Below are 22,161 nucleotides of genomic sequence, written 5' to 3'. Positions count from 1 at the left end.
CGAGAGAGATAACGTTATCGGTATAGCCAATACGCGGTAGCAGCCAGCTGCGCACCGCAACCAAGATACAAACGCTGCGCCGCCAGATTGCCTATCTGGGTTGCCACGTACAGCCGAGACAGGCTCTGCGCGTGGCACCACGCCTGCGCCTGCGCGACCAGGCGCCGCCCCACGCCGCAGCGGAACGACGCGTTGTCCACCGCCAGTAGCCCAATGCGGGCGCTGCCGTCCACCTGTCGACGCAGCGTGACAAATCCTTGAGGAGTGCCCTCGTCATCCAGCGCCAGCAGGCAAGCGTGGTCGAAGGTGCCATAGACGGCCTTCTCGACCCATTCGGCATAGAAACGCGCGCTGTCCTCGGCGCGATACCACGGAGCACGAAAACGGCTCAGCGCAAAGGCATTACGCGCCAAGGCGCGCAGCCACAGGCAATCCTGCGCCTGCGCCTGACGCTGGCCGCCGAATGTCGGCGCGGACGAGACGGGCAGGACAAAGTCGGCCTCGCCCTCTGCCAGACGGAACCCCAGCGCCTGCAGGGCATCGCAGCGCGCCAGATCGCGGGCGTCCACCTTCGCCTGCAGCAGCTGGTAGGCATCGCACGCCGACGCCTGCAGCGGCGGCGCCCGATCGTCAAATCGCAGTCGCCCGCTGCGCAGGGCAAAAAAGGCGCTCTCCCACGCCAGCGGCTCAATACTGGCGTGGACGGACATGCAGTAGCTCCCGCAGATAGGCGCCATAGGCGGTCTTGCCCAGCGATGCCGCGGCGCGCGCTACGCCGTGGTCATCCAGCCAGCCGTTGCGCCAGGCAATCTCCTCCAGGCAGGCAATCTTAAAGCCCTGTCGCTTCTCCACCGTCTGCACAAAGGCGCTGGCCTCCAGCAGGCTGTCGTGGGTACCGGTATCGAGCCAGGCGAACCCCCGCCCCAGCAGCTCTACGTTGAGCTCACCGCGCTGCAGATACATCTGGTTAATACTGGTGATCTCCAGCTCGCCGCGAACGGAGGGAGTAACCCTGCGGGCAAAGTCCACCACCTGGGCATCATAGAAATAGAGCCCGGTCACCGCCCAGTTCGAACGCGGCCGCTGGGGCTTCTCTTCAATGGAGAGCGCGCGGAAGTCATCATCGAACTCAACCACCCCGAAACGCTCGGGATCCATCACCTGATAGCCGAATACCGTCGCCCCGCGCTCGCGCTGCGCCACCTGACGCAGCTTGGGGCTAAACCCTTGGCCAAAAAAGATATTGTCCCCAAGGACCAGGCAACAGCTATCGCCGTCAAGGAACGACTCTCCGATTAAAAACGCCTGGGCCAGCCCCTCTGGACGCGGCTGCTCGGCGTACTGCAATCGGACGCCGATATCGCTGCCGTCCCCCAACAGCCGTTGGAACGCCGGCAGATCCTGCGGGGTGCTGATCAGCAGGATGTCGCGGATCCCGGCCAGCATCAATACCGACAGCGGATAATAGATCATCGGCTTGTCGTAGATCGGCAGCAGCTGTTTGGAGACGCCGCGGGTTATGGGATACAGGCGGGTGCCCGATCCCCCCGCCAAAATAATGCCTTTCATCGGTCATCCTTATCTTCGCGTACGTTAACGCGTCAGGCCAGCCCCAGCCGTTCACCGGCATAGGAGCCATCCATCACGGCGCGCCACCAGCGCTCATTGGCCAGATACCAGGCGACCGTCTTGCGGATACCGCTCTCAAAGGTCTCCTGTGGCCGCCAGCCCAGCTCTCGCTCGATCTTGGAGGCGTCGATCGCATAGCGCACATCATGACCCGGACGATCCGCCACATAGGTGATCAGATCGGCGAAATGGCGCACGCCGGCGGGTTTCTCCGGCACCATCTCCTGCAGTAATGCGCACAGCGTCGTCACGACATCAATGTTGCGCCGCTCATTGTGACCGCCGATGTTATAGGTCTCCCCCACGCGCCCGGTCATCAGCACCCGGTACAGCGCGCGAGCATGATCCTCGACGTACAGCCAGTCGCGCACCTGCAGGCCGTTGCCATAGACCGGCAGCGGCTTAGCAGCCAGCGCATTGATGATGGTCAGCGGGATCAGCTTTTCCGGAAAGTGGTAGGGACCGTAGTTATTCGAGCAGTTGGTGATCAGCGTCGGCAGTCCGTAGGTGCGCAGCCAGGCGCGCACCAGATGATCGCTGGCGGCCTTGGAGGCAGAGTAGGGGCTGCTCGGCGCATAGGGCGTATCTTCGCGGAACAGCGCCTGCGGACCGTGCAGATCCCCATACACCTCGTCGGTGGAGATATGATGGAAGCGGAATGCCGCCCGCGGCGCCGCCGGCAGTGCGCTCCAGTATCTGCGCGTCGCCTCCAGCAGGGTATAGGTGCCCACGATGTTGGTCTGAATAAAATCCGCCGGGCCGTCGATAGAGCGATCGACGTGGCTCTCGGCCGCCAGATGCATAATGGCGTCCGGCCGGTACTGGGCAAGGATCCGATCCATCGCCGCGCGGTCGCCGATATCCGCCCGCTCAAACGCATAGCGATCGCTGCCCGCCGCCGGCGCCAGCGAGGCCAGATTACCGGCGTAGGTCAGCTTATCGACCACCACCACGCTGTCAGCCGTATCCATGATGATATGCCGCACGACGGCCGAGCCGATAAAGCCGGCGCCGCCGGTGACCAGAATGCGTCTCACCGCCATACCCCCTTGGTATCCACCACAAAGCGCTGGGTCACCGCCTGCGGCGCCAGCGCGCGGAACGGCTGATGATCGACCAGCAGCACCACGACATCCGCCTGCGCCAACGCCGTCGCGCAGTCCGTCAGCTGTGCCATACCGGCCAGGCGGGCGGGCAGCTGATGAATGTTGGGCTCGACCACCAGCGTAGTACCGCTGTGCCACTGCGCGACCATTTCAGCGATCTCCATCGCCGGACTCTCGCGCAGATCGTCGATATCCGGCTTAAAAGCCAGGCCAAAGCAGGCAATGGTCGCTTCTGAAGCCCGTTTATCCTCCGCGGCCAAGCAGTCGGCCAGCGCCGCTTTAACCCGATCGACGACCCACAGCGGCTTGCCGTCATTCACCAGGCGCGCCGTATGGATCAAACGCGCCAGCTGCGGATTCTGCGCCACGATAAACCACGGGTCTACCGCGATACAGTGCCCGCCGACGCCCGGCCCCGGCTGCAGGATATTCACGCGTGGATGGCGGTTAGCCAGCGCGATCAGCTGCCAGACATCGATACCCTGAGCATCGCAAATCAGGGACAGCTCATTGGCAAAGGCAATATTCACGTCGCGGAAGCTATTTTCGGTCAATTTACACATTTCGGCGGTGCGGGCGTTGGTCTCCACGCACTCCCCCTCCAGAAACAGCTTGTACAGCGCGCAGGCCTGGGCCGAACAGGTTGGCGTCATGCCGCCGATCACCCGATCGTTGCGCAGCAGCTCCACCATAATTTTCCCCGGCAGCACCCGCTCCGGGCAATAGGCGACGCGGATATCCGCCTGTTCACCGTCCTGATGGGGGAAGCGCAGATCCGTCCGGCACTCGGCCAGCCAGGCGCACATCTGCTCCGTAGCGCCGACCGGAGAGGTCGACTCCAGGATCACCAGGTCCCCTTTCTTCAGCACCGGCGCAATGGAGCGCGCCGCCGCTTCGACATAGGTTAAATCGGGCTCATGGTCGCCCTTGAAAGGCGTAGGAACCGCAATCAAAAAGGCGTCGGCCGGTTCGGGTCGCATCACCGCGCGCAGAAAGCCCCCCTCAACGGCGCGCTTCACCGCCCGATCCAGATCCGGCTCAACGATGTGAATTTCTCCGCGGTTGATGGTCTCGACCGCATGCTGACTGACGTCGACCCCGATCACCTGCTTGCGGCACCCGGCGAATGCCACGGCCGTCGGCAAACCGATATAGCCCAGCCCAATAACGGAAATAGTGTCAAAACTCATAGTGTTGCCCGATAATTTTTTAATGCGCTTAAAATACGCTGACAGGCCTGCCCGTCACCATAGGGGTTAGTAGCATGGCTCATCGCCCGGTATTGCTGCTCATCCTCCAGCAGCTGGCTCACCTGCGAGACAATTGTCGCCGTATCCGTCCCCACCAGACGCACGGTTCCAGCCTGTACCGCCTCCGGCCGCTCAGTGGTCTCCCGCATCACCAGCACCGGCTTGCCCAGGGAGGGCGCCTCCTCCTGGATCCCCCCCGAATCGGTCAAAATCAGCTGGGCTCGCCCCATCAAATAGACAAACGGCAGGTAGTCCTGCGGCGGGATCAAAAAGACATTCTCGATATCGCGCAGGATGCGGTTAACCGGCTCGCTGACGTTAGGGTTCAAGTGTACCGGATAAACGACCTGTACCTGCGGGTGGCTGCGCGCAATCTGCGCCAGCGCACCGCAGATACGCTCAAAACCGCCGCCGAAGCTCTCGCGCCGATGACCGGTCACCAGCAGCAGCGGCTTATCTGCAGCCAAAAACGGATAGGACGCGGCCAGACGGGTCTGCAGTGCCGCATCGGCGCAAATCCTGTCGCGCACCCACAGCAGGGCATCAACCACGCTATTGCCGGTCAGGTGGATCGTCTGTTCACGAATGCCTTCGCGTAGAAGATTGGCGCGCGCCGTGAGGGTCGGCGCAAAATGGAGGCTGGCCAGGTGTCCGGTCAGCGTACGGTTGGCCTCCTCGGGCCAAGGCGAATAGAGATCGCCGGTGCGCAGCCCCGCCTCCACGTGCCCGACCGGAATTCGCTGGTAAAACGCCGCCAGGCTGGCAGCCAGCGTGGTGGTGGTATCGCCGTGAACCAGTACCACATCGGGTCGGAACTCGGCCAAGACGGGCTTGAGCCCCTCCAGGATCCGGCAGGTAATATCGCTCAGATCCTGTCCCGGACGCATAATGTTCAGATCGTAATCGGGCACGATTTGAAACAGCCCCAGCACCTGATCCAACATCTCCCGGTGCTGGGCGGTGACGCAGACGCGAGCATCAAACGCGGCGTCTGCGGCCAGCGCATGCACTAAGGGGGCCATTTTGATGGCTTCAGGACGCGTGCCAAAGACGGTTAACACTTTCACTGTATCATTCTTCTTTTGTTACCGCCGATCCCCGCCCGCTGGCCCGGACCGGCCAATTCCCTGTTAAGCGCTAACGCAGGCGCTCAGATCCGTGCACGGCGGGAAAGCGCAATACCGGCGCCAACCAGCGCGCCAATGGCGCCCCACATCACCATCATAAAGAGCCGGCGCGGGCTATCGCGCTTCACCGGCTCCTCCGGCGTGCGCAGATAGCGATAAGGCTGAAACGCCGCGTCCAAAACCGGTCCGACGCTCAGGGTCGTGAGCATCGCCCGATTCCGATCGTAGTCAATGTCATAGGATGGCCCAACGGCGCGCAGGGCCTCCAGACGCGCACGCAGCATCGGCTGTCCCAGCATAAACAGCTCGGCATCGGGCACCTCGACCTGCGCCGTCGTCGCCATGCTGCGGGTGATCCCCTGCTGCGCGGCGATCTTCAGCCCCTGCTCCAGGCCGTTCAGCTCACGCTGGTAGATCGCCTGCGCCACCGCCTCCTGACGCTTTACCTGCGCCTTCAGAAAGATACTACGGGCCGCCCAGGCCCCCTGCAGAGACTCATTCAGATTGGCGCTGGCGCGATGGGTGGCGAAGGCAACGTACTGGCGCAGCAGCTGGTTAGCCTGCGCGGCGCCGTCGGCGGTAAGACGAATGCTGTCATCGCTGTGCTTCGCCGCATCCCCCGGCGTAAAGACGATCTGATTAATCAGCTCATCCAGCAGAGCCGCATCCGCCTGCGCGCTCCCCTCTTTATGGCTCTGATAATAGGGGCTATGCAGCCAAAACTCGCGCCGCGTGTCATAGGAGGCCAGCTGTGTCGTGAACTCGGCGTAGGCCTCATCGGCGATGCTGCCCTGCGCTACCGCACCGCTGGGCGCGCTCAGCTGCGCAAGATTGCGTAAAAACTGCTGCTGGGAGTAGTAGCCGCCCAAACTGTTAACGCCCGGGCTCGCGGTGATCGCCGCCGCGCTCCACTTCTGCGGCATCAGCAGAGAGACACCCAGCGCCAGCGCCGCAAACAGCGCCGCCGTGCCAACGATCCAGGGCTTACCGCGCCACAGCGCACGACACAGCCCTCGGACATCCAGCTCATTCTCCACGGGCATCGGATTTTGACTCACCATCGGTTTTCCCTTTATGGCCGACTAGGGCCGTTAGACATGCATGCCTGCCGATTTACGGCGCAGACGGCGCTTAAAGCGCTTCACCATACGCGCCACGCGCCACGCGCGCTTGATACAGTAACCATAGAGGGCAAAAGCAAGCAAGAACAGTGCCATCATGACATACTCGGGCAGCCAAATCTCACCCAGAACCCCGATCGCCGCCAGCAGCGCCGCCGCTAGCGTAATCAAAACAAACGCCTGCCGGGAGGTAAAGCCAGCGCGCATAATCAGGTGATGAATATGCTGGCGATCTGGCGAAAAGGGGCTCATCCCTTTGCGTAGACGCCGATACATAATGGCGATCATGTCCATCAGCGGTATCGCGATAACCCACAGCGCCGTCACCGGGTTCATCGGATGCCCGCGCCCCTGGGTACTCTCCAGCAAAATCCAGATAACGGTAAAGCCGATCAGGGTGCTGCCGGCATCGCCCATAAAGACCTTGAAGCGCGGCCCCACCACGCCCAGGTTCAGCAGAATATAGGGCAGCGTCGCCGCGATGATCGCAAAGCACCACAGCGCCAAATCCGGCTGGCCATCCCACTGTAGCAAGATCCCCATGGCGGCAAAGGTGACGCAGGACAGACCGCCGAGCAGGCCGTCGATGCCGTCCACCATATTAAAGGCGTTGATCGCCGCCCATACCGCAAACAGCGTCACCAGGTAGCCGAAGGGGCCTAAAATCATCTCCCAAGGCCCTAAGACAAACCCCAGGCTACGCAGGTATAGACCGCCGGCGACCATCATGGCGATAGCGATCAGCGCCTGCACCGTGGCGCGGAACTTGACGCTGATATCGAAGCGATCATCCAGTGCCCCGACCAGCACCAGGATCCCGGCACAGATCAGATACAGGGTGGCGTGGGGAATATAGGGTTTAAAAAACAGAAAAGTAAAGCAGATCCCCGCATACACCGAGATGCCGCCGACCAGCGGGATCAACCCCTGATGCCGCTTACGGTAATTGGGCTTATCCACCAGGCCTATCTTCTTGGCCACCCGGCGGGCGACCAATAAAAACGCCATTGAGAAAATGAAGATAAGGAAAAATTTGCTACTCAGAGTGAGTAAATTCACGGTTAACTGCTCTCTGTCTGATCGCCGCCATAACGTTACGCGACGATATCCCTTTAACAATACCAACACATCGGCGAAATAGACCCGGCAGGCGAGGACAATAGAAAGACATCGCCTGGACTCCCACGGTCAGCGACATATGCATAATCTGGACGATTCGCCAATTTTATACATATTGTGCAAAAATATGTTTGTCTAATCGTATCCGCTAAAAGCGCAAAACGCCACGTTATTGCTAACGTGGCGTCGTTTTTCCCGAGTTGGCAGAGCCGATGATTAAGAGCGTTTCATCATGTCAAAGAACTCGTCGTTAGTTTTGGTCATTGCCAACTTATTGATCAGGAACTCCATCGCATCGATCTCACCCATCGGGTGAATAATCTTGCGCAGGATCCACATCTTCTGCAGTTCCTCCGGCGTGGTGAGCAGCTCTTCTTTACGGGTACCGGAGCGGTTGTAATCGATGGCGGGGAAGACGCGCTTCTCAGCAATCTTACGCGACAGATGCAGCTCCATGTTACCGGTACCCTTAAACTCTTCGTAGATAACCTCATCCATCTTAGAGCCGGTATCGATCAGCGCCGTCGCGATGATGGTCAGGCTGCCGCCCTCTTCCACGTTACGCGCCGCGCCGAAGAAGCGCTTCGGACGATGCAGGGCGTTGGCGTCCACGCCGCCGGTCAAGACTTTACCGGAGGCCGGCACCACGGTGTTATAGGCGCGGGCCAGACGGGTGATGGAGTCCAGCAGGATGATCACGTCTTTCTTGTGTTCAACCAGACGCTTGGCCTTTTCGATCACCATTTCAGCGACCTGAACGTGACGTGACGCCGGTTCATCAAAGGTCGAAGCAACCACTTCGCCCTTCACCAGACGCTGCATCTCCGTCACCTCTTCCGGACGTTCATCGATCAGCAGCACCATCAGCACGCAGTCAGGATGGTTATAGGCGATGCTCTGGGCGATGTTCTGCAGCAGCATCGTCTTACCGGCCTTCGGCGGAGCGACGATCAGACCGCGCTGACCACGGCCAATCGGCGAGGCCAGATCCAGCACGCGGGCGGTCAAGTCTTCCGTAGAACCGTTGCCGCGCTCCATGCGCAGACGCGAGTTGGCGTGCAGCGGCGTCAGGTTTTCAAACAGGATCTTGCTGCGGGCATTCTCCGGTTTGTCATAGTTAACTTCGTTAACCTTCAGCAGGGCAAAGTAGCGCTCGCCCTCTTTCGGCGGACGAATTTTACCGGAAATGGTATCACCGGTACGCAGGTTAAAACGGCGGATTTGGCTGGGGGAAACGTAGATATCATCGGGACCGGCAAGGTAGGAGCTGTCTGCGGAGCGCAGGAATCCAAAACCATCCTGCAGGATCTCCAGCACGCCATCGCCAAAAATATCTTCGCCGCTTTTCGCATGCTGCTTGAGGATGGCAAAAATAATATCCTGCTTACGCATGCGCGCCAGATTTTCCAGCCCCATGCTCTCGCCAAGCGTAATCAACTCAGAAACCGGCGTATTCTTTAATTCGGTAAGATTCATAGTGGTGGGTTCTTTAAACTCGGGGTATATCTCGAACTGTATAGTGAATGGTATGACGGGGTCATCCATGCCTGTTTGCGAACTTTCCTTCCCCTGCGCGCCCATGCTGCTAACGGTGCGACAGATCCAGCGGACGATTCTCGCTGATGGGACGAAAGAGGCGTTAACGATTTAAAACCTATGTTTTAACTTGCTGATCCATGCTTCATCCCGGCGACACGGCCATATACAACAGGAAGAACGCTGGCGATACAGAGGTTTCAAACAGAGTAAAACTTAGATTCTAACTTTTGGTTCAAACCAGATGATTCAAACTACAGGTAAGCACTGACTAGGCAGCGTGGTTAAACTTAACACGCTTATGAGCGGACGTCTAGCGGTCAACAGCAAGAATCCGTTAACCGCCGGACGCCGTCACAAATGGCGGGCAACCTTACAGGTTGGCATCCAGGAACTCTTTCAACTGAGTCTTGGACAGCGCGCCCACTTTGGTGGCCGCAACCGCGCCGTTCTTGAACAGCAGCAGCGTCGGAATACCACGAATACCGTACTTCGGCGCAGTGGCCGGGTTTTCGTCGATATTCAGCTTAGCAATGGTCAGCTTCCCTGCATACTCGGCTGCGATTTCGTCCAGGATCGGAGCAATCATCTTGCACGGACCGCACCATTCAGCCCAGAAATCAACCAGGATCGGGCCTTCAGCCTTCAGCACGTCAGCCTCGAAGCCACTGTCGCTCAGGTGAACAATTTTATCGCTCATGTTCTACTCCACAGGATTAAGTCTGCCTTGTTGGTTATAGTAATAGCCTACTTCCCCCAACAAAGGGTTGACTTTATTTCATCGGATACGCTTTCGTAAAGCAATACTTTCGTGAAGATACGGTTAACTGTTATTCTACGCCATTATGAGCAAAACACACTTGACTGAACAGAAGTTTGCCGACTTCGCCCTGCACCCAATGGTGATCAAAGCCCTTGAATCAAAAGGGTTTCACAGCTGCACTCCCATTCAGGCACTGGCATTGCCCCTGGCGATCGCCGGGCGTGACGTTGCGGGACAGGCGCAAACCGGCACCGGCAAGACGCTAGCATTTTTAGCGTCTACTTTTCATTATCTACTGACTCATCCGGCCATTGCCGAGCGCAAAACCAATCAGCCGCGCGCGCTGATTATGGCGCCGACACGTGAGCTGGCCGTCCAGATCCACTCCGATGCCGAACCGCTGGCCCAAGAAACCGGCCTGCGCCTCGGCCTGGCCTACGGCGGCGATGGCTATGACAAGCAGCTCCGGGTCTTAGAGCAGGGTGTCGATATCCTGATCGGTACCACCGGACGCCTGATCGACTATGCCAAGCAGGGTCACGTTGACCTTGGCGCCATTCAGGTCGTGGTTCTCGACGAAGCCGATCGCATGTTCGATCTGGGCTTTATCAAAGATATTCGCTGGCTGTTCCGCCGTATGCCGCCGACCGCCCAGCGCCTTAACATGCTGTTTTCCGCAACCCTCTCTTACCGCGTACGCGAACTGGCGTTCGAACATATGAACAACGCCGAGTATGTCGAGGTTGAGCCGGAGCAAAAAACCGGTCACCGGATCCAGGAAGAGCTGTTCTACCCCTCCAACGAAGAGAAAATGCGCCTGCTGCAGACGCTGCTGGAAGAGGAGTGGCCGGATCGCTGCATCATTTTCGCCAACACCAAGCACCGCTGTGAGGACATCTGGGGGCACCTGGCCGCCGATGGCCACCGCGTCGGTCTGCTGACCGGGGACGTACCGCAGAAAAAACGCCTGCGCATCCTGGAAGACTTCACCAAGGGGCACATCGATATTCTGGTTGCCACCGACGTCGCCGCGCGCGGCCTGCATATCCCGGCGGTCACCCATGTGTTTAACTATGACCTGCCCGATGACTGTGAAGACTACGTACACCGTATCGGCCGTACCGGCCGCGCCGGCGCCAGCGGCAAGTCCATCAGCCTCGCCTGTGAAGAGTATGTGCTGAACCTGCCGGCGATCGAAAGCTATATCGGCCATTCGATTCCGGTCAGCAAATACAACAGCGACGCCCTGCTCAAAGATCTGCCGGCCCCCAAACGCCTGAGCCGTAGCCGTAACGGCGCCGGCGCACGCCGTCCGGGATCGCCGCGCCGCGGCAGCGGTGCACCGCGCCCGAACCGTAAACGCTCAGGTTAATCAGCATGAGCAAGAGCGCCGCGTTGTATGCCGCCATCGACTTAGGCTCTAACAGCTTCCACATGCTGGTGGTGCGTGAGATGGCCGGCGGTATCCAGACGCTGGCGCGGATCAAGCGCAAGGTGCGCCTGGCCGCCGGTCTGGACGCTGACAATATTCTGTCGCCGGATGCGATGCAGCGCGGCTGGCAGTGCCTGCACCTCTTCGCCGAACGCCTGCAGGATATTCCCACCGACCACATCCGGGTCGTTGCGACGGCGACGCTGCGCATCGCCCGGAACGCCGACGCGTTCATCGCGCGTGCGCAGGAAATTCTGGGGCGTCCGGTACGCATCATCAGCGGTGAAGAGGAAGCTCGCCTGATTTATCAGGGGGTTGCTCACACCACCGGCGGCGCCCGTCGGCGGCTGGTGGTCGACATCGGCGGCGGCAGTACCGAGCTGGCCTGCGGCGAAGGCGCCAAGGCCGACGTTCTGTTCAGCCTGCAGATGGGCTGTGTCACCTGGCTAGAGCGCTACTTCAGCGACCGCCACCTGACACAGGCCAACTTTGCCCGCGCTGGCGATGCCGCGCATGCGATGATCGCCCCGGTACGCGATACGCTGCTACGCCATGGCTGGCAGGCCTGCGTCGGCGCATCCGGTACCGTGCAGGCTCTGCAGGAGATCATGGTCGCCCAGGGGATGGACGAACGCATCACCCTGGATAAGCTGTGTCAGCTGCGCGATCGCGCCATCGAGTGCGGTAAGCTTGAAGAACTGGAGATCGACGGACTGACCCTGGAGCGCGCCCTGGTGTTCCCCAGCGGCCTGGCCATTCTGATCGCCCTGTTTGAAGCGCTGCATATTGACAGCATGACCCTCTCCGGCGGCGCGCTGCGCGAAGGTCTGGTCTATGGCATGCTGGCGCTGCCGGTGGGCTGCGATGTCCGTACCCGGACGCTGCATAACATTCAGCGCCGCTTTTTGATCGATGAAGGGCAGGCCGAGCGAGTCTGGCGCCTGGCCGATGGTCTGGCCCGCCAGCTCTCGACCCCGTGGCCGCTGGACAGCTGTGCCCATACGCTGCTGCACGCGGCCTGCCTGCTCCATGAGCTGGGGCTGAGCGTAGATGTGCGTCAGGCGCCGCAGCACGCCGCCTATCTGGTTCGCCATCTGGATCTGCCCGGCTTCACGCCGGCGCAGAAAAAGCTGCTGGCGACCCTGCTGGCTAACCAGAGCGGTCCGCTCAATCTGGCGCTGTTTGGCCAGCAGAACGCCGTTCCGCTCCGCACCGCCCAGCGGCTGTGTCGCCTGCTGCGCCTGGCGATCATTTTCGCCAGTCAGCGCCACGACGGCGCGCTGCCGCCGCTGCTGACGCAGGTCTGCGAGGAGGACGCCCTGCGTCTGATCCTGCCGGTGGACTGGCTCGCCGACCACCCGCTGCGCGCCGAAAGCCTGCAGCAGGAGAGTCTGTGGCAGGGCTACGCCCACTGGCCGCTGCAGATCGTCGACGCAACGTCGGCGTAACGCCTGATCCTACCCCGCGCGGGACGCTCGTCGGGCGCCCCGCGCGCGTTTTCCTACGCGCTGATGTCCCTTAATCCTGCGCCGATTTCGCCCGCGCCAGCTGCGCCTTCAGATTGGCCAAGTGGGACTGCCCACGCTGCATGCGCTCCTGCGGGCTGACCACCTTACGGGCGCTCTCCCAGCTCAGATCGTCCTGCGGTAGCTCCAGCAGAAAACGGCTGGGTTCCGGACGCATCAGCTCACCGTACTGGCGGCGCTCGCGGCACAGGGTAAACACCAGCTCTTTCTGAGCGCGGGTGATACCGACATAGGCCAGGCGCCGCTCCTCATCGACGTTGTCCTCATCGATGCTGCTCTGATGCGGCAGCAGCCCCTCCTCCATCCCGACCAGATACACGTAGGGGAACTCCAGCCCCTTGGAGGCATGCAGGGTCATCAGCTGCACCTGATCGGCCTCTTCCTCAGACTCACCGCGCTCCATCATGTCGCGCAGCGTAAAGCGATTCACCACCTGCGTCAGGGTCATCGGCTCATCCAGATCGCTGCCCTGCAGCATGTCGGTCATCCAGCCGAACAGCTGGTTGACGTTCTTCATGCGCATCTCCGCCGCACGCGGGCTGGCCGACGTCTCAAACAGCCAGCTCTCATAGTCGATGCCGTGGATCAGATCGCGTACCGCCGCCGTCGCGTCGCGCTCACACAGCTGGGAGAGCTCATCCATCCAGCGGGTAAAATGCTGCAGCGACGCCAGACCGCGCCCGCTCAGGGTCTGCTCTAGCCCCACGTCAAAGCTGGCGCGAAACAGGCTGATACCGCGCTGATTCGCCCAGGCCCCGAGCTTTTGCAGGGTCGAAGGGCCGATCTCTCGCCGCGGCGTATTGACGATACGCAAAAAGGCACTGTCATCATCCGGGTTGGTCAACACCCGCAGGTAGGAGAGCAGATCTTTGATCTCCGCGCGGGAAAAGAAAGAGGTTCCACCCGAAATCTTGTACGGAATGCGGTTTTGCATCAGCATTTTTTCGAACACCCGCGACTGATGGTTACCGCGATAGAGGATCGCATAGTCGCTGTAGGCGGTTTTGTGAATAAAGTGATGGGCGATCAGTTCGCCGACCACCCGCTCCGCCTCATGATCCTCATTATTGGCCGTGATCACCTTCAGCGGCTCACCGTAGCCCAGCTCAGAAAACAGGCGCTTTTCAAATACGTGTGGGTTATTGGCGATCAGAATATTGGCCGCCTTCAGAATGCGCTGCGAAGAGCGGTAGTTCTGCTCCAGCTTGACCACCTGCAGCGCCGGAAAGTCCTCTTTCAGCAGCACCAAATTCTGCGGGCGCGCGCCGCGCCAGGAGTAGATGGACTGATCGTCGTCGCCCACCACGGTAAAGCGAGCGCGGGTACCGACCAGCAGCTTTACCAGCTCATACTGGCTGGTGTTGGTGTCCTGATACTCATCGACCAGCAGGTAGCGGATACGCTGCTGCCAGCGCTCGCGTACCTCTGGATCACGGCGCAGCAGCAGCGTCGGCAGCAGGATCAAATCGTCAAAATCCAGCACATTGCAGGACTTGAGCTGGGTGTCATACAGGCCATAGCAGTCGGCGAACAGGCGCTCCCGCGCTGAGCGCGCCTGCGCCGCCGCCTGGGCGGGATCGATCAGATCGTTCTTCCAGTTGGAGATGGTCGCGATCAGCTGCTGCAGCTGGGTTTTGTCCTTTTCCAGCCAGCGCTCAGTCAGGTCGGTCAGCAACGCCAGCTGATCCTGATCGTCGAACAGGGAGAAGTTAGACTTCATTCCCAGCGCCTTATACTCACGCTTGATGATCTCCAGCCCCAGGGTATGGAAAGTTGAAATCATCAGCCCGCGGGCCTCTTTGCGCCCCAGCGTCTGCGCCACGCGCTCTTTCATCTCGCGCGCGGCCTTATTGGTGAAGGTGACTGCGGCGATGTGGCGCGCCTGATAGCCGCACACGCGGATCAGATGGGCTATCTTGTTGGTGATTACCCGAGTCTTACCGGAGCCGGCGCCCGCCAAAACCAGACAGGGGCCGGTAACAAATTCGACGGCCTGCTGTTGACCGGGATTTAAGCGCATGACGATATTCCTGCTAATGATGACCCCCGTGGGCGGGAGGCGATTGTAGCAGAAAGCGACGGCGGAAAAAAAACCGCGCCGTCGGCGCATTGCCTGCGCTGCGCCGCCGCCGTACACTACGCAGGTTTTCATCGCGCCGGCGGGCGATCGCATACCGTCAGACGCCTGCGCGATCTCTGCGTCACCGATCTCAATAACCCTAAGGATATCCCCATGGCCCGCCGCGCCGCCGCACTGCACATTTTGGTCGAGAGTCAGGCAGAGGCCGAATCGCTGCTGCAAAAGCTGAAGCGAGGCGCCCAATTTCAAACGCTGGCGCGTCGCCATTCACGCTGCCCCTCAAAGCGCCAGGGCGGCGACTTGGGGGAGTTTACGAAGGGAAGCATGGTGCCCGAGTTTGATCGCGCCGTCTTCAGCGGTCCACTGCTGACCCCTATCGGCCCGATCAAAACCCGTTTTGGCTACCACATCATTAAGGTGCTGTACCGCAGCTAACCGGCGACGGCCACGCGCTTCATATCGGTCATATAGCCGCGCAGGCGCTCACCGACCGTCTCAATGGGATGCTGACGGATGGCCTGATTGACCTCCCGCAGCGCGGCGTTATCCACCGCCTCCGCCGGCAGCGACTGCCCCAGATCCCCCGGCTGCAGCGTCGCCATAAACGCTTGGCGCAGCAGCGGTACCGCCGCGTTGGCAAACAGGTAGTTGCCATATTCGGCGGTATCCGAGATAACCACGTTCATCTCATACAGTCGCCGACGGGCGATGGTATTGGCGATCAGCGGCAGCTCATGCAGCGACTCATAGTAGGCGGACTCGGCGACGATGCCGGAGGCGACCATGGTTTCAAAGGCCAGCTCGACCCCGGCCTTCACCATCGCCACCAGCAGCACACCGCGATCGAAATAGGTCTGCTCATCGATCTTGCCCTCAAACGGTGGCGCCTTTTCAAAAGCGCTTTCGCCGGTCTCCGCGCGCCAGGTCAGCAGGTGATCATCGTCCGCGGCCCAGTCCGCCATCATCCCCTGCGAGAAGGCCCCGGAGAGAATGTCATCCATATGCTTGGCAAACAGCGGCGCCATCAGCGTCTTGAGCTGCTCGGCTAACGCATAGGCGCGCAGCTTGGCGGGATTGGAGAGGCGATCCATCATCAGGGTGATCCCGCCCTGCTTCAGGGCCTCGGTGATGGTCTCCCAGCCAAACTGGATCAGCTTGCCGGCCCAGGCCGGATCGGCCCCCTCGGCGACCAAACGCTCATAGCACAGCAGCGAGCCGGTCTGCAGCATCCCACACAGAATGGTCTGCTCGCCCATCAGGTCAGACTTTACCTCCGCCACAAACGATGACACCAACACCCCGGCGCGATCGCCGCCGGTCGCCGACGCCCACGCCTTGGCAATCGCCATCCCCTCTCCGCGCGGATCGTTTTCCGGGTGCACCGCGATCAGGGTCGGTACGCCAAAGCCGCGCTTATACTCCTCGCGCACTTCGGTGCCGGGGCACTTGGGGGCAACCATCACCACGGTGATGTCCGGGCGGATCTGCTGCCCCACCTCAACGATATTGAAGCCGTGCGAATACCCCAGCGCCGCCCCCTGCTTCATCAGCGGCTGCACCGCGCTGACCACGGCGGCATGCTGTTTGTCCGGCGTCAGGTTGATAACCAGATCGGCCTGGGGGATCAGGGTTTGATAATCCCCGACGCTGAAACCGTGCTCGGTGGCGCGACGATATGAGTCGCGCCGTTCGGCGATCGCCTCTGCCCGCAGGGCATAGGCGACGTCCAGCCCCGAGTCGCGCATGTTCAGCCCCTGGTTCAGCCCCTGGGCGCCGCAGCCGACGATCACCACCTTCTTACCGCGCAGGGCATTGACCCCATCGGCAAACTCCGCCCGCGCCATAAAACGGCACTTACCCAGCTGCGCCAGCTGCTGACGCAGATTCAGCGTATTAAAATAGTTGGTCATGCTGCACTCCATCCTGTTCACTGATGCGGCCGTGCTCCCGGCGATATTACCGGCGACACCCCATTGTCCGTTACCCTGCCCGTCCGGCGTCTGTCCGGTGGCGATAAATCCATCATAGGCCAGGACGGTTGTTGCTTAAATTGATATATTGAGAAGATGTAATTGCGTATTTTGCAACAACCGAGGCGACGTCATACGATGGATATCCGCGACCTGAAGCTGTTTTTGCACCTGTCTGAAAGCCGCCACTTTGGCCGTACCGCGGCGGCGGTGCACGTCAGCCCCTCGACGCTATCGCGCCAGATCCAGCGTTTAGAGGAGGAGCTCGGCCAGCCGCTGTTGCTGCGCGACAACCGCGACGTCCGCCTAACGGCGGCGGGCGAACAGCTGCAGGATTTCGCCCGCCAGACGCTGCTGCACTACCGACAACTGCGCGGCGGGTTAGACAGCCACGGCGCGGCGCTGTGCGGCGAGCTGCACCTGTTCTGCTCCGTCACCGCCGCCTACAGCCATCTACCGCCGATCCTGGACCGTTTTCGCGCCCATCATCCGCAGGTGGATATCCGCCTGACCACCGGCGATGCCGCCGACGCCGTCAGCAAAGTTCAGGGCGGCGCGGCGGATCTGGCCATCGCCGGACGACCGCAGTCGCTGCCCGCCCACGTTGAATTCTGCCCGATTGGCGAAATCCCGCTGCGGCTGATCGCCCCGGCTCAGCCCTGCCCGGTACGCCGTCAGGCACAGAGCCCTCGCCCAGACTGGGCGCAGATCCCGTTTATTCTGCCGCAGCATGGGCCGGCGCGGCAGCGCATCGATCAGTGGTTTCGCCGCCGCCGTATCCCGGCACCGCGCATTTACGCCACCGTCGCCGGTCATGAAGCCATCGTCTCCATGGTGGCGCTGGGCTGCGGCATCGCACTGCTGCCCGAGGTGGTGATCGATAACAGCCCGGACAGCGTACGCGCCCGCATCGTCACGCTGGACAACGACGTTGCCATCGCCCCCTTTGAGCTCGGCGTCTGCGTGCAGCATAAACGCCTGCGCGAGCCGCCGATCGCCGCCTTCTGGTCGCTGCTGGCCCGCGCGACGCCTTAAGCGCTATCCCTGCAAAAAGAAGCGAAACGCCGGATTCCCCGTCTCATCGTGGCACTCATAGCCCAGCTCTTTGAGACGCGCCTCGAAGCTGGCATCGCTGTCCGGCCGCTCAAACGCCGCCAGTACCCGGCCAAAGTCGGTGCCGTGGCTGCGATAGTGAAACAGGGAGATGTTCCAATGGGTGCCCAGGGTATGCAGGAACTTCAGCAGCGCCCCGGGAGCCTCGGGAAACTCAAAGCTATACAGGCGCTCCTGCAGCGGCTTACTGGGCCGGCCGCCCACCATATAGCGCACGTGCAGCTTGGCCATCTCATCATCGGAGAGATCCACCACCTGATAGCCGCCGCCGCGCAGCGAGGCGATGATCTCCTCACGCTCGCCACGCCCGTTGGTCAGCCGCACGCCGACAAAAATGCAGGCGCTGTCGGCATCGGCGTAGCGGTAGTTAAACTCGGTCACCGAGCGCCCCCCCAGCAGCTGACAAAACGCCAGGAAGCTGCCCTTACGCTCCGGGATGGTCACCGCCAGCAGCGCCTCGCGCTGCTCACCCAGCTCACAGCGCTCTGATACATAGCGTAGGCCGTGAAAGTTCAGATTGGCGCCGGACAGCACGTGCGCCAGCCGCTCGCCGCGCAGCGCGTGTCGCTGGACATACTGTTTCAACCCGGCCAGCGCCAGCGCGCCCGACGGCTCCGCCACGGCCCGCACATCCTCAAACAGATCCTTGACGGCGGCGCAGATAGCGTCGCTATCCACCGTAATCACATCGTCCAAATAGCGCTGGCACAGGCGGAACGTCTCGTCACCGATGCGTTTGACCGCCACCCCTTCAGCGAACAGGCCAACCCGCGGCAGATCCACCGGCTGACCGGCATCCAGCGCCGCTCGCAGGCAGGCGGAGTCCTCGGCCTCCACGCCGATCACCTTGACCTGCGGCATCAGCTGTTTAATCAGTACGGCCACGCCGGCGGCCAGCCCGCCGCCGCCCACCGGCACAAAAATACGGTCGAGATGGGCATCCTGCTGCAACAGCTCCAGCGCCAGGGTTCCCTGGCCGGCGATCACCGCTGGATGATCGAAGGGCGGAATAAAGGTCATGCCGGTTTCCTGCGCCATCTGGATAGCATGGGCCTTGGCCTCATCAAAGTTGGCGCCGTACAGCAGCACCCGGCCGCCGAAGCCACGTACCGCCTCAACCTTGATCTCCGCCGTCGCCCGCGGCATGACAATGGTCGCCGCGATCCCCAGCCGCGACGCCGACAGCGCCACGCCCTGGGCATGATTTCCCGCTGAGGCGGTGATCACGCCGCAGGCCCGCTGAGCCTCACTCAGCCCGGCGATCATCGCGTAGGCTCCGCGCAGCTTAAAGCTGTGCACCGGCTGACGATCCTCGCGCTTGACCAGAATATGGTTACCCAGGCGGCCTGAAAGCTTCTCCATCGCCTGCAGCGGCGTGACCTGCGCCACCTCATACACCGGTGAGCGCAGCACCGCCCGCAGGTATTCCGCGCCGTCCGGCGCCGAAGAGATAAGGGGTTTCGACGTCATCGTTAGCCTCCCAGCTTCGCTCTATCGCGCACCGCGCCGCGGTCGGCGCTGGTCGCCAGGCTGGCGTAGGCACGCAGGGCTAGCGAGACCGCACGACGCCGGTCGCGCGGGGTCCACGCCTGTGCGCCGCGCGCCTGCTCCTGCTGGCGACGCAGCGCCAGCTCGCTTTCGGCAATGGCTATGCGGATATGACGCGCCGGAATATCGATCTCGATCGGATCGCCGTCGCGCACCAGCGCAATGGCGCCGCCGCTGGCGGCCTCCGGCGAGACATGCCCGATGGACAGACCGGAGGTTCCGCCGGAAAAGCGCCCGTCGGTGATCAGGGCGCACTGCTTGCCCAGCCCCATCGACTTGAGATAGGCGGTAGGATAGAGCATCTCCTGCATCCCCGGCCCGCCCTTGGGGCCTTCATAGCGGATCACCAGCACGTCGCCAGGCTGGATCCGTCCGCCGAGTATCGCCTCGACGGCCCCCTCTTGGCTTTCAAATACCCGGGCCGGGCCGCGGAAGATCAGGCTCTCGGGATCAACGCCGGCGGTCTTGACGATGCAGCCATCCTGCGCCAGGTTGCCCGAGAGCACCGCCAGCCCGCCATCCTGGCTATAGGCATGCTCACGCGCGCGGATACAGCCATGCTGCCGGTCTCTATCCAGCGCATCCCAGCGGCAGGACTGCGAAAAAGGCTCCACGGTACGCAGCCCGGCAGGCCCGGCGCTATACAGACGTCGCAGCGCCTCATCGTCGCTGCGCATGATGTCGTAGCGCGCCAGAGTTTCATTCAGATCCAGCCCCAGAACGTTAACAACGCCCCGATTGAGCAGCCCCGCGCGATCCAGCTCACCCAGGAGCCCCATTACGCCGCCCGCGCGGTGTACGTCCTCCATATGATAATCCGGCGTGCTGGGCGCGACCTTGCACAGGTGTGGCACCTGGCGCGACAGGCGATCGATGTCCGCCAGGGTAAAGTCGATCTCCCCCTCCTGCGCCGCGGCCAGCAGATGCAGCACCGTATTGGTCGATCCCCCCATGGCAATATCCAGCGTCATGGCATTCTCAAAGGCCGCCTTGCCGGCGATGCTGCGCGGCAGCGCCGACGCATCATCCTGCTCATAGTAGCGGTGGGTCAGAGCGACGATACGCCGCCCCGCCTCCTCGAACAGCGCCCGGCGATCGGCGTGGGTCGCCAGCAGAGAACCGTTGCCCGGCAGCGCCAGCCCCAGCGCCTCGGTCAGGCAGTTCATGGAGTTCGCGGTAAACATCCCAGAGCAGGAGCCGCAGGTTGGGCAGGCGGCGCGCTCGATCTGTTCACTCTGTGCATCGCTGACCTGCGGATTGGCGCCCTGGATCATCGCATCGACCAGATCCAGCTTAATCAACCGATCAGAGAGCTTGGTTTTACCGGCCTCCATCGGGCCCCCAGAGACAAAAATCACCGGGATATTCAGGCGCAGCGCCGCCATCATCATCCCCGGCGTTATCTTGTCGCAGTTGGATATGCAGACCATGGCATCGGCGCAGTGGGCATTGACCATATACTCAACGGAGTCGGCGATAAGCTCCCGCGAGGGCAGCGAATAGAGCATGCCGCCGTGCCCCATGGCGATACCGTCATCCACGGCGATGGTATTAAACTCTTTCGCTACGCCGCCGGCGGCCTCGATCTGTGCGGCGACCAGCCGGCCCAAATCGCGCAGATGCACATGGCCCGGCACAAACTGGGTAAACGAGTTCACCACGGCAATGATCGGCTTGCCGAAATCCGCGTCGGTCATTCCGGTCGCGCGCCACAGCGCGCGGGCACCGGCCATATTACGGCCATGGGTAGTCGTGGCAGAACGATACTTAGGCATGCACAATTCACTCCCTGCGTTACCCGCACTGCGCGGGAAAATCAATGAACGGGCGCCGCGCTTCCGGCGCCCCATCGGCTCAGGCTACCGTCGCGGCAGGCTTACGGATTCACCGGATCCAGCCAGCCAAAGCGGTCCTCAGTCTGGCCGTTGAACAGGCCAAAAAAGGCCTGCTGTACCCGCTTGGTGATAGGGCCACAGCGACCAATCCCGACCTGGATCCCGTCCACGCTGCGCACCGGCGTGATTTCGGCCGCGGTGCCCGACATGAAAATTTCATCGGCCAGGTACAGCGCCTCGCGTGACAACACCTGCTCCCGGACCTCTAGCCCCTGCGCCTGCGCCAGGGTGATGATCGCATCGCGGGTGATCCCCGGCAGGGCGGCGGAGGTAAAGGGCGGCGTGAAGATCACCCCGTTTTTCACCATAAACAGGTTTTCACCGGCGCCCTCAGATACATAGCCGTGGACATCCAGCGCAATGCCCTCCTGATAACCGTGGCGCCGCGCCTCTGATCCCACCAGCAGCGAAGAGAGATAGTTTCCCCCGGCCTTGGCCGCGGTTGGGATGGTATTGGGCGCGGCCCGATGCCAAGAGGAGACCATGGCATCGATGCCTTGCTCCAGCGCCTCCTCCCCCAGATAGGCTCCCCAGGGGAAAGCAGCGAGGATCACATCCGTGCTATAGCCCGCGGGTGGATTCACGCCCATGCCGACATCACCGATAAAGACCAGCGGGCGGATATAGGCGCTCGACAGCTGATTCCGGCGCAGGGTTTCACGACAGGCGGCCATCAACTCGTCAACGCTGTAGGCCAGCGGCATACGGTAAATCCGCGCCGAATCATGCAGGCGCTGCATATGTTCACGGTGGCGGAATACCGCCGGACCGCGGTGGGTGTCGTAGCAACGCACCCCCTCAAAAACCGAGGTGCCGTAGTGCAGGGCGTGAGACATCACGTGTACTCGGGCCTCGCCCCAGGGCACCATGTCGCCGTTAAACCAGATATAATCCGCTTTCTTGGTGGTCATTGATTTATTCCTTTTGGCGACCTGCGCCTGATTCG

At 61.6% G+C, this 22,161-nt stretch carries 18 protein-coding genes; 4 read left to right on the top strand and 14 right to left on the bottom strand.

What is annotated here, in order from left to right; translation table 11 throughout:
* Positions 1–14 precede the first annotated feature (14 nt).
* The 9 genes from rffC to trxA all read right to left on the bottom strand — a co-directional run bounded on the left by rffC (position 15) and on the right by trxA (position 9,588).
* A complete protein-coding gene (gene rffC / locus L1P05_RS00520; protein WP_012846987.1) occupies positions 15–710 on the bottom strand; it encodes a dTDP-4-amino-4,6-dideoxy-D-galactose acyltransferase in 696 nt (231 codons plus the stop codon).
* Entirely contained in the window at positions 688–1,569 is an 882-nt protein-coding gene (gene rfbA, locus L1P05_RS00515; RefSeq protein ID WP_012846986.1) for a glucose-1-phosphate thymidylyltransferase RfbA, read from the bottom strand. Before rfbA ends, rffC begins: the two co-directional genes overlap by 23 nt.
* Before the next feature lie 32 nt (positions 1,570–1,601).
* On the bottom strand, positions 1,602–2,666 hold the full coding sequence (gene rfbB / locus L1P05_RS00510; protein WP_109745993.1) for a dTDP-glucose 4,6-dehydratase: 1,065 nt from the start codon (positions 2,664–2,666) through the stop codon (positions 1,602–1,604).
* On the bottom strand, positions 2,663–3,925 hold the full coding sequence (wecC, locus tag L1P05_RS00505; protein ID WP_012846984.1) for a UDP-N-acetyl-D-mannosamine dehydrogenase: 1,263 nt from the start codon (positions 3,923–3,925) through the stop codon (positions 2,663–2,665). Before wecC ends, rfbB begins: the two co-directional genes overlap by 4 nt.
* Complete coding sequence (gene wecB / locus L1P05_RS00500; protein WP_012846983.1) at positions 3,922–5,052, bottom strand: non-hydrolyzing UDP-N-acetylglucosamine 2-epimerase; 1,131 nt, start codon at positions 5,050–5,052, stop codon at positions 3,922–3,924. Before wecB ends, wecC begins: the two co-directional genes overlap by 4 nt.
* An 83-nt stretch (positions 5,053–5,135) precedes the next feature.
* Positions 5,136–6,173 carry an ECA polysaccharide chain length modulation protein gene (gene wzzE / locus L1P05_RS00495; RefSeq protein ID WP_012846982.1) on the bottom strand — a complete coding sequence of 346 codons (1,038 nt, stop codon included), beginning with the start codon at positions 6,171–6,173 and terminating at the stop codon, positions 5,136–5,138.
* A 30-nt stretch (positions 6,174–6,203) separates the two neighbouring features.
* Positions 6,204–7,292, bottom strand: coding sequence for a UDP-N-acetylglucosamine--undecaprenyl-phosphate N-acetylglucosaminephosphotransferase (gene wecA / locus L1P05_RS00490; RefSeq protein WP_012846981.1), 1,089 nt, complete (start codon positions 7,290–7,292; stop codon positions 6,204–6,206).
* A 276-nt stretch (positions 7,293–7,568) separates the two neighbouring features.
* Entirely contained in the window at positions 7,569–8,828 is a 1,260-nt protein-coding gene (gene rho, locus L1P05_RS00485; protein WP_005297111.1) for a transcription termination factor Rho, read from the bottom strand.
* 433 nt (positions 8,829–9,261) lie between these two features.
* On the bottom strand, positions 9,262–9,588 hold the full coding sequence (trxA, locus tag L1P05_RS00480; RefSeq protein ID WP_012846980.1) for a thioredoxin TrxA: 327 nt from the start codon (positions 9,586–9,588) through the stop codon (positions 9,262–9,264).
* 145 nt (positions 9,589–9,733) lie between these two features.
* Between trxA and rhlB the strand changes: the two genes are divergently transcribed.
* Both rhlB and gppA read left to right on the top strand, forming a co-directional pair.
* Positions 9,734–11,023 carry an ATP-dependent RNA helicase RhlB gene (gene rhlB / locus L1P05_RS00475; protein WP_015460675.1) on the top strand — a complete coding sequence of 430 codons (1,290 nt, stop codon included), beginning with the start codon at positions 9,734–9,736 and terminating at the stop codon, positions 11,021–11,023.
* A gap of 5 nt (positions 11,024–11,028) precedes the next feature.
* Positions 11,029–12,531 carry a guanosine-5'-triphosphate,3'-diphosphate diphosphatase gene (gene gppA, locus L1P05_RS00470; RefSeq protein ID WP_012846978.1) on the top strand — a complete coding sequence of 501 codons (1,503 nt, stop codon included), beginning with the start codon at positions 11,029–11,031 and terminating at the stop codon, positions 12,529–12,531.
* A 70-nt stretch (positions 12,532–12,601) separates the two neighbouring features.
* Here gppA and rep read toward each other — a convergent pair whose 3' ends face one another.
* On the bottom strand, positions 12,602–14,629 hold the full coding sequence (rep, locus tag L1P05_RS00465; protein ID WP_015460673.1) for a DNA helicase Rep: 2,028 nt from the start codon (positions 14,627–14,629) through the stop codon (positions 12,602–12,604).
* 213 nt (positions 14,630–14,842) lie between these two features.
* Between rep and ppiC the strand changes: the two genes are divergently transcribed.
* Positions 14,843–15,124, top strand: a complete 282-nt coding sequence (ppiC, locus tag L1P05_RS00460; RefSeq protein ID WP_012846976.1) for a peptidylprolyl isomerase PpiC — start codon at positions 14,843–14,845, stop codon at positions 15,122–15,124.
* Here ppiC and ilvC read toward each other — a convergent pair.
* Positions 15,121–16,599: a ketol-acid reductoisomerase gene (ilvC, locus tag L1P05_RS00455; RefSeq protein WP_012846975.1), complete on the bottom strand. Its 1,479-nt coding sequence runs from the start codon at positions 16,597–16,599 to the stop codon at positions 15,121–15,123. The two genes, ppiC and ilvC, sit on opposite strands and share 4 nt — an antisense overlap.
* Positions 16,600–16,797: 198 nt before the next feature.
* On the opposite strand from ilvC, the gene ilvY reads away from it, so the two are divergent.
* Positions 16,798–17,694 carry an HTH-type transcriptional activator IlvY gene (ilvY, locus tag L1P05_RS00450; protein ID WP_012846974.1) on the top strand — a complete coding sequence of 299 codons (897 nt, stop codon included), beginning with the start codon at positions 16,798–16,800 and terminating at the stop codon, positions 17,692–17,694.
* A 3-nt stretch (positions 17,695–17,697) separates the two neighbouring features.
* Here ilvY and ilvA read toward each other — a convergent pair whose 3' ends face one another.
* The 3 genes from ilvA to L1P05_RS00435 all read right to left on the bottom strand — a co-directional run bounded on the left by ilvA (position 17,698) and on the right by L1P05_RS00435 (position 22,126).
* Positions 17,698–19,242 (bottom strand): threonine ammonia-lyase, biosynthetic, encoded by a 1,545-nt coding sequence (gene ilvA / locus L1P05_RS00445; RefSeq protein WP_012846973.1) that lies wholly within the window; start codon positions 19,240–19,242, stop codon positions 17,698–17,700.
* Positions 19,243–19,244: 2 nt separating this feature from the next.
* Complete coding sequence (gene ilvD / locus L1P05_RS00440; protein WP_012846972.1) at positions 19,245–21,095, bottom strand: dihydroxy-acid dehydratase; 1,851 nt, start codon at positions 21,093–21,095, stop codon at positions 19,245–19,247.
* A gap of 101 nt (positions 21,096–21,196) precedes the next feature.
* The gene (locus tag L1P05_RS00435; protein WP_012846971.1) at positions 21,197–22,126 is read right to left on the bottom strand and encodes a branched-chain amino acid transaminase; all 930 of its coding nucleotides are present in this window, start codon (positions 22,124–22,126) and stop codon (positions 21,197–21,199) included.
* Positions 22,127–22,161 lie beyond the last annotated feature (35 nt).

Source organism: Edwardsiella piscicida, from assembly GCF_021733145.1.
Lineage (GTDB): Bacteria > Pseudomonadota > Gammaproteobacteria > Enterobacterales > Enterobacteriaceae > Edwardsiella > Edwardsiella piscicida.
Note: the sequence above shows the minus strand (reverse complement) of the source record. Positions and strands in the feature narration are given on the sequence as shown.

What these genes read in the sequence shown, in the direction of transcription:
- ilvC (WP_012846975.1), bottom strand. Translation starts at nt 16,599, where the DNA reads ATGACCAACTATTTTAATACGCTGAATCTGCGTCAGCAGCTGGCGCAG.
- rhlB (WP_015460675.1), top strand. Translation starts at nt 9,734, where the DNA reads ATGAGCAAAACACACTTGACTGAACAGAAGTTTGCCGACTTCGCCCTG.
- gppA (WP_012846978.1), top strand. Translation starts at nt 11,029, where the DNA reads ATGAGCAAGAGCGCCGCGTTGTATGCCGCCATCGACTTAGGCTCTAAC.
- wecC (WP_012846984.1), bottom strand. Translation starts at nt 3,925, where the DNA reads ATGAGTTTTGACACTATTTCCGTTATTGGGCTGGGCTATATCGGTTTG.
- ilvY (WP_012846974.1), top strand. Translation starts at nt 16,798, where the DNA reads ATGGATATCCGCGACCTGAAGCTGTTTTTGCACCTGTCTGAAAGCCGC.
- ilvD (WP_012846972.1), bottom strand. Translation starts at nt 21,095, where the DNA reads ATGCCTAAGTATCGTTCTGCCACGACTACCCATGGCCGTAATATGGCC.
- trxA (WP_012846980.1), bottom strand. Translation starts at nt 9,588, where the DNA reads ATGAGCGATAAAATTGTTCACCTGAGCGACAGTGGCTTCGAGGCTGAC.
- L1P05_RS00435 (WP_012846971.1), bottom strand. Translation starts at nt 22,126, where the DNA reads ATGACCACCAAGAAAGCGGATTATATCTGGTTTAACGGCGACATGGTG.
- rho (WP_005297111.1), bottom strand. Translation starts at nt 8,828, where the DNA reads ATGAATCTTACCGAATTAAAGAATACGCCGGTTTCTGAGTTGATTACG.
- rfbA (WP_012846986.1), bottom strand. Translation starts at nt 1,569, where the DNA reads ATGAAAGGCATTATTTTGGCGGGGGGATCGGGCACCCGCCTGTATCCC.
- rep (WP_015460673.1), bottom strand. Translation starts at nt 14,629, where the DNA reads ATGCGCTTAAATCCCGGTCAACAGCAGGCCGTCGAATTTGTTACCGGC.
- wzzE (WP_012846982.1), bottom strand. Translation starts at nt 6,173, where the DNA reads ATGGTGAGTCAAAATCCGATGCCCGTGGAGAATGAGCTGGATGTCCGA.
- rffC (WP_012846987.1), bottom strand. Translation starts at nt 710, where the DNA reads ATGTCCGTCCACGCCAGTATTGAGCCGCTGGCGTGGGAGAGCGCCTTT.
- ilvA (WP_012846973.1), bottom strand. Translation starts at nt 19,242, where the DNA reads ATGACGTCGAAACCCCTTATCTCTTCGGCGCCGGACGGCGCGGAATAC.
- ppiC (WP_012846976.1), top strand. Translation starts at nt 14,843, where the DNA reads ATGGCCCGCCGCGCCGCCGCACTGCACATTTTGGTCGAGAGTCAGGCA.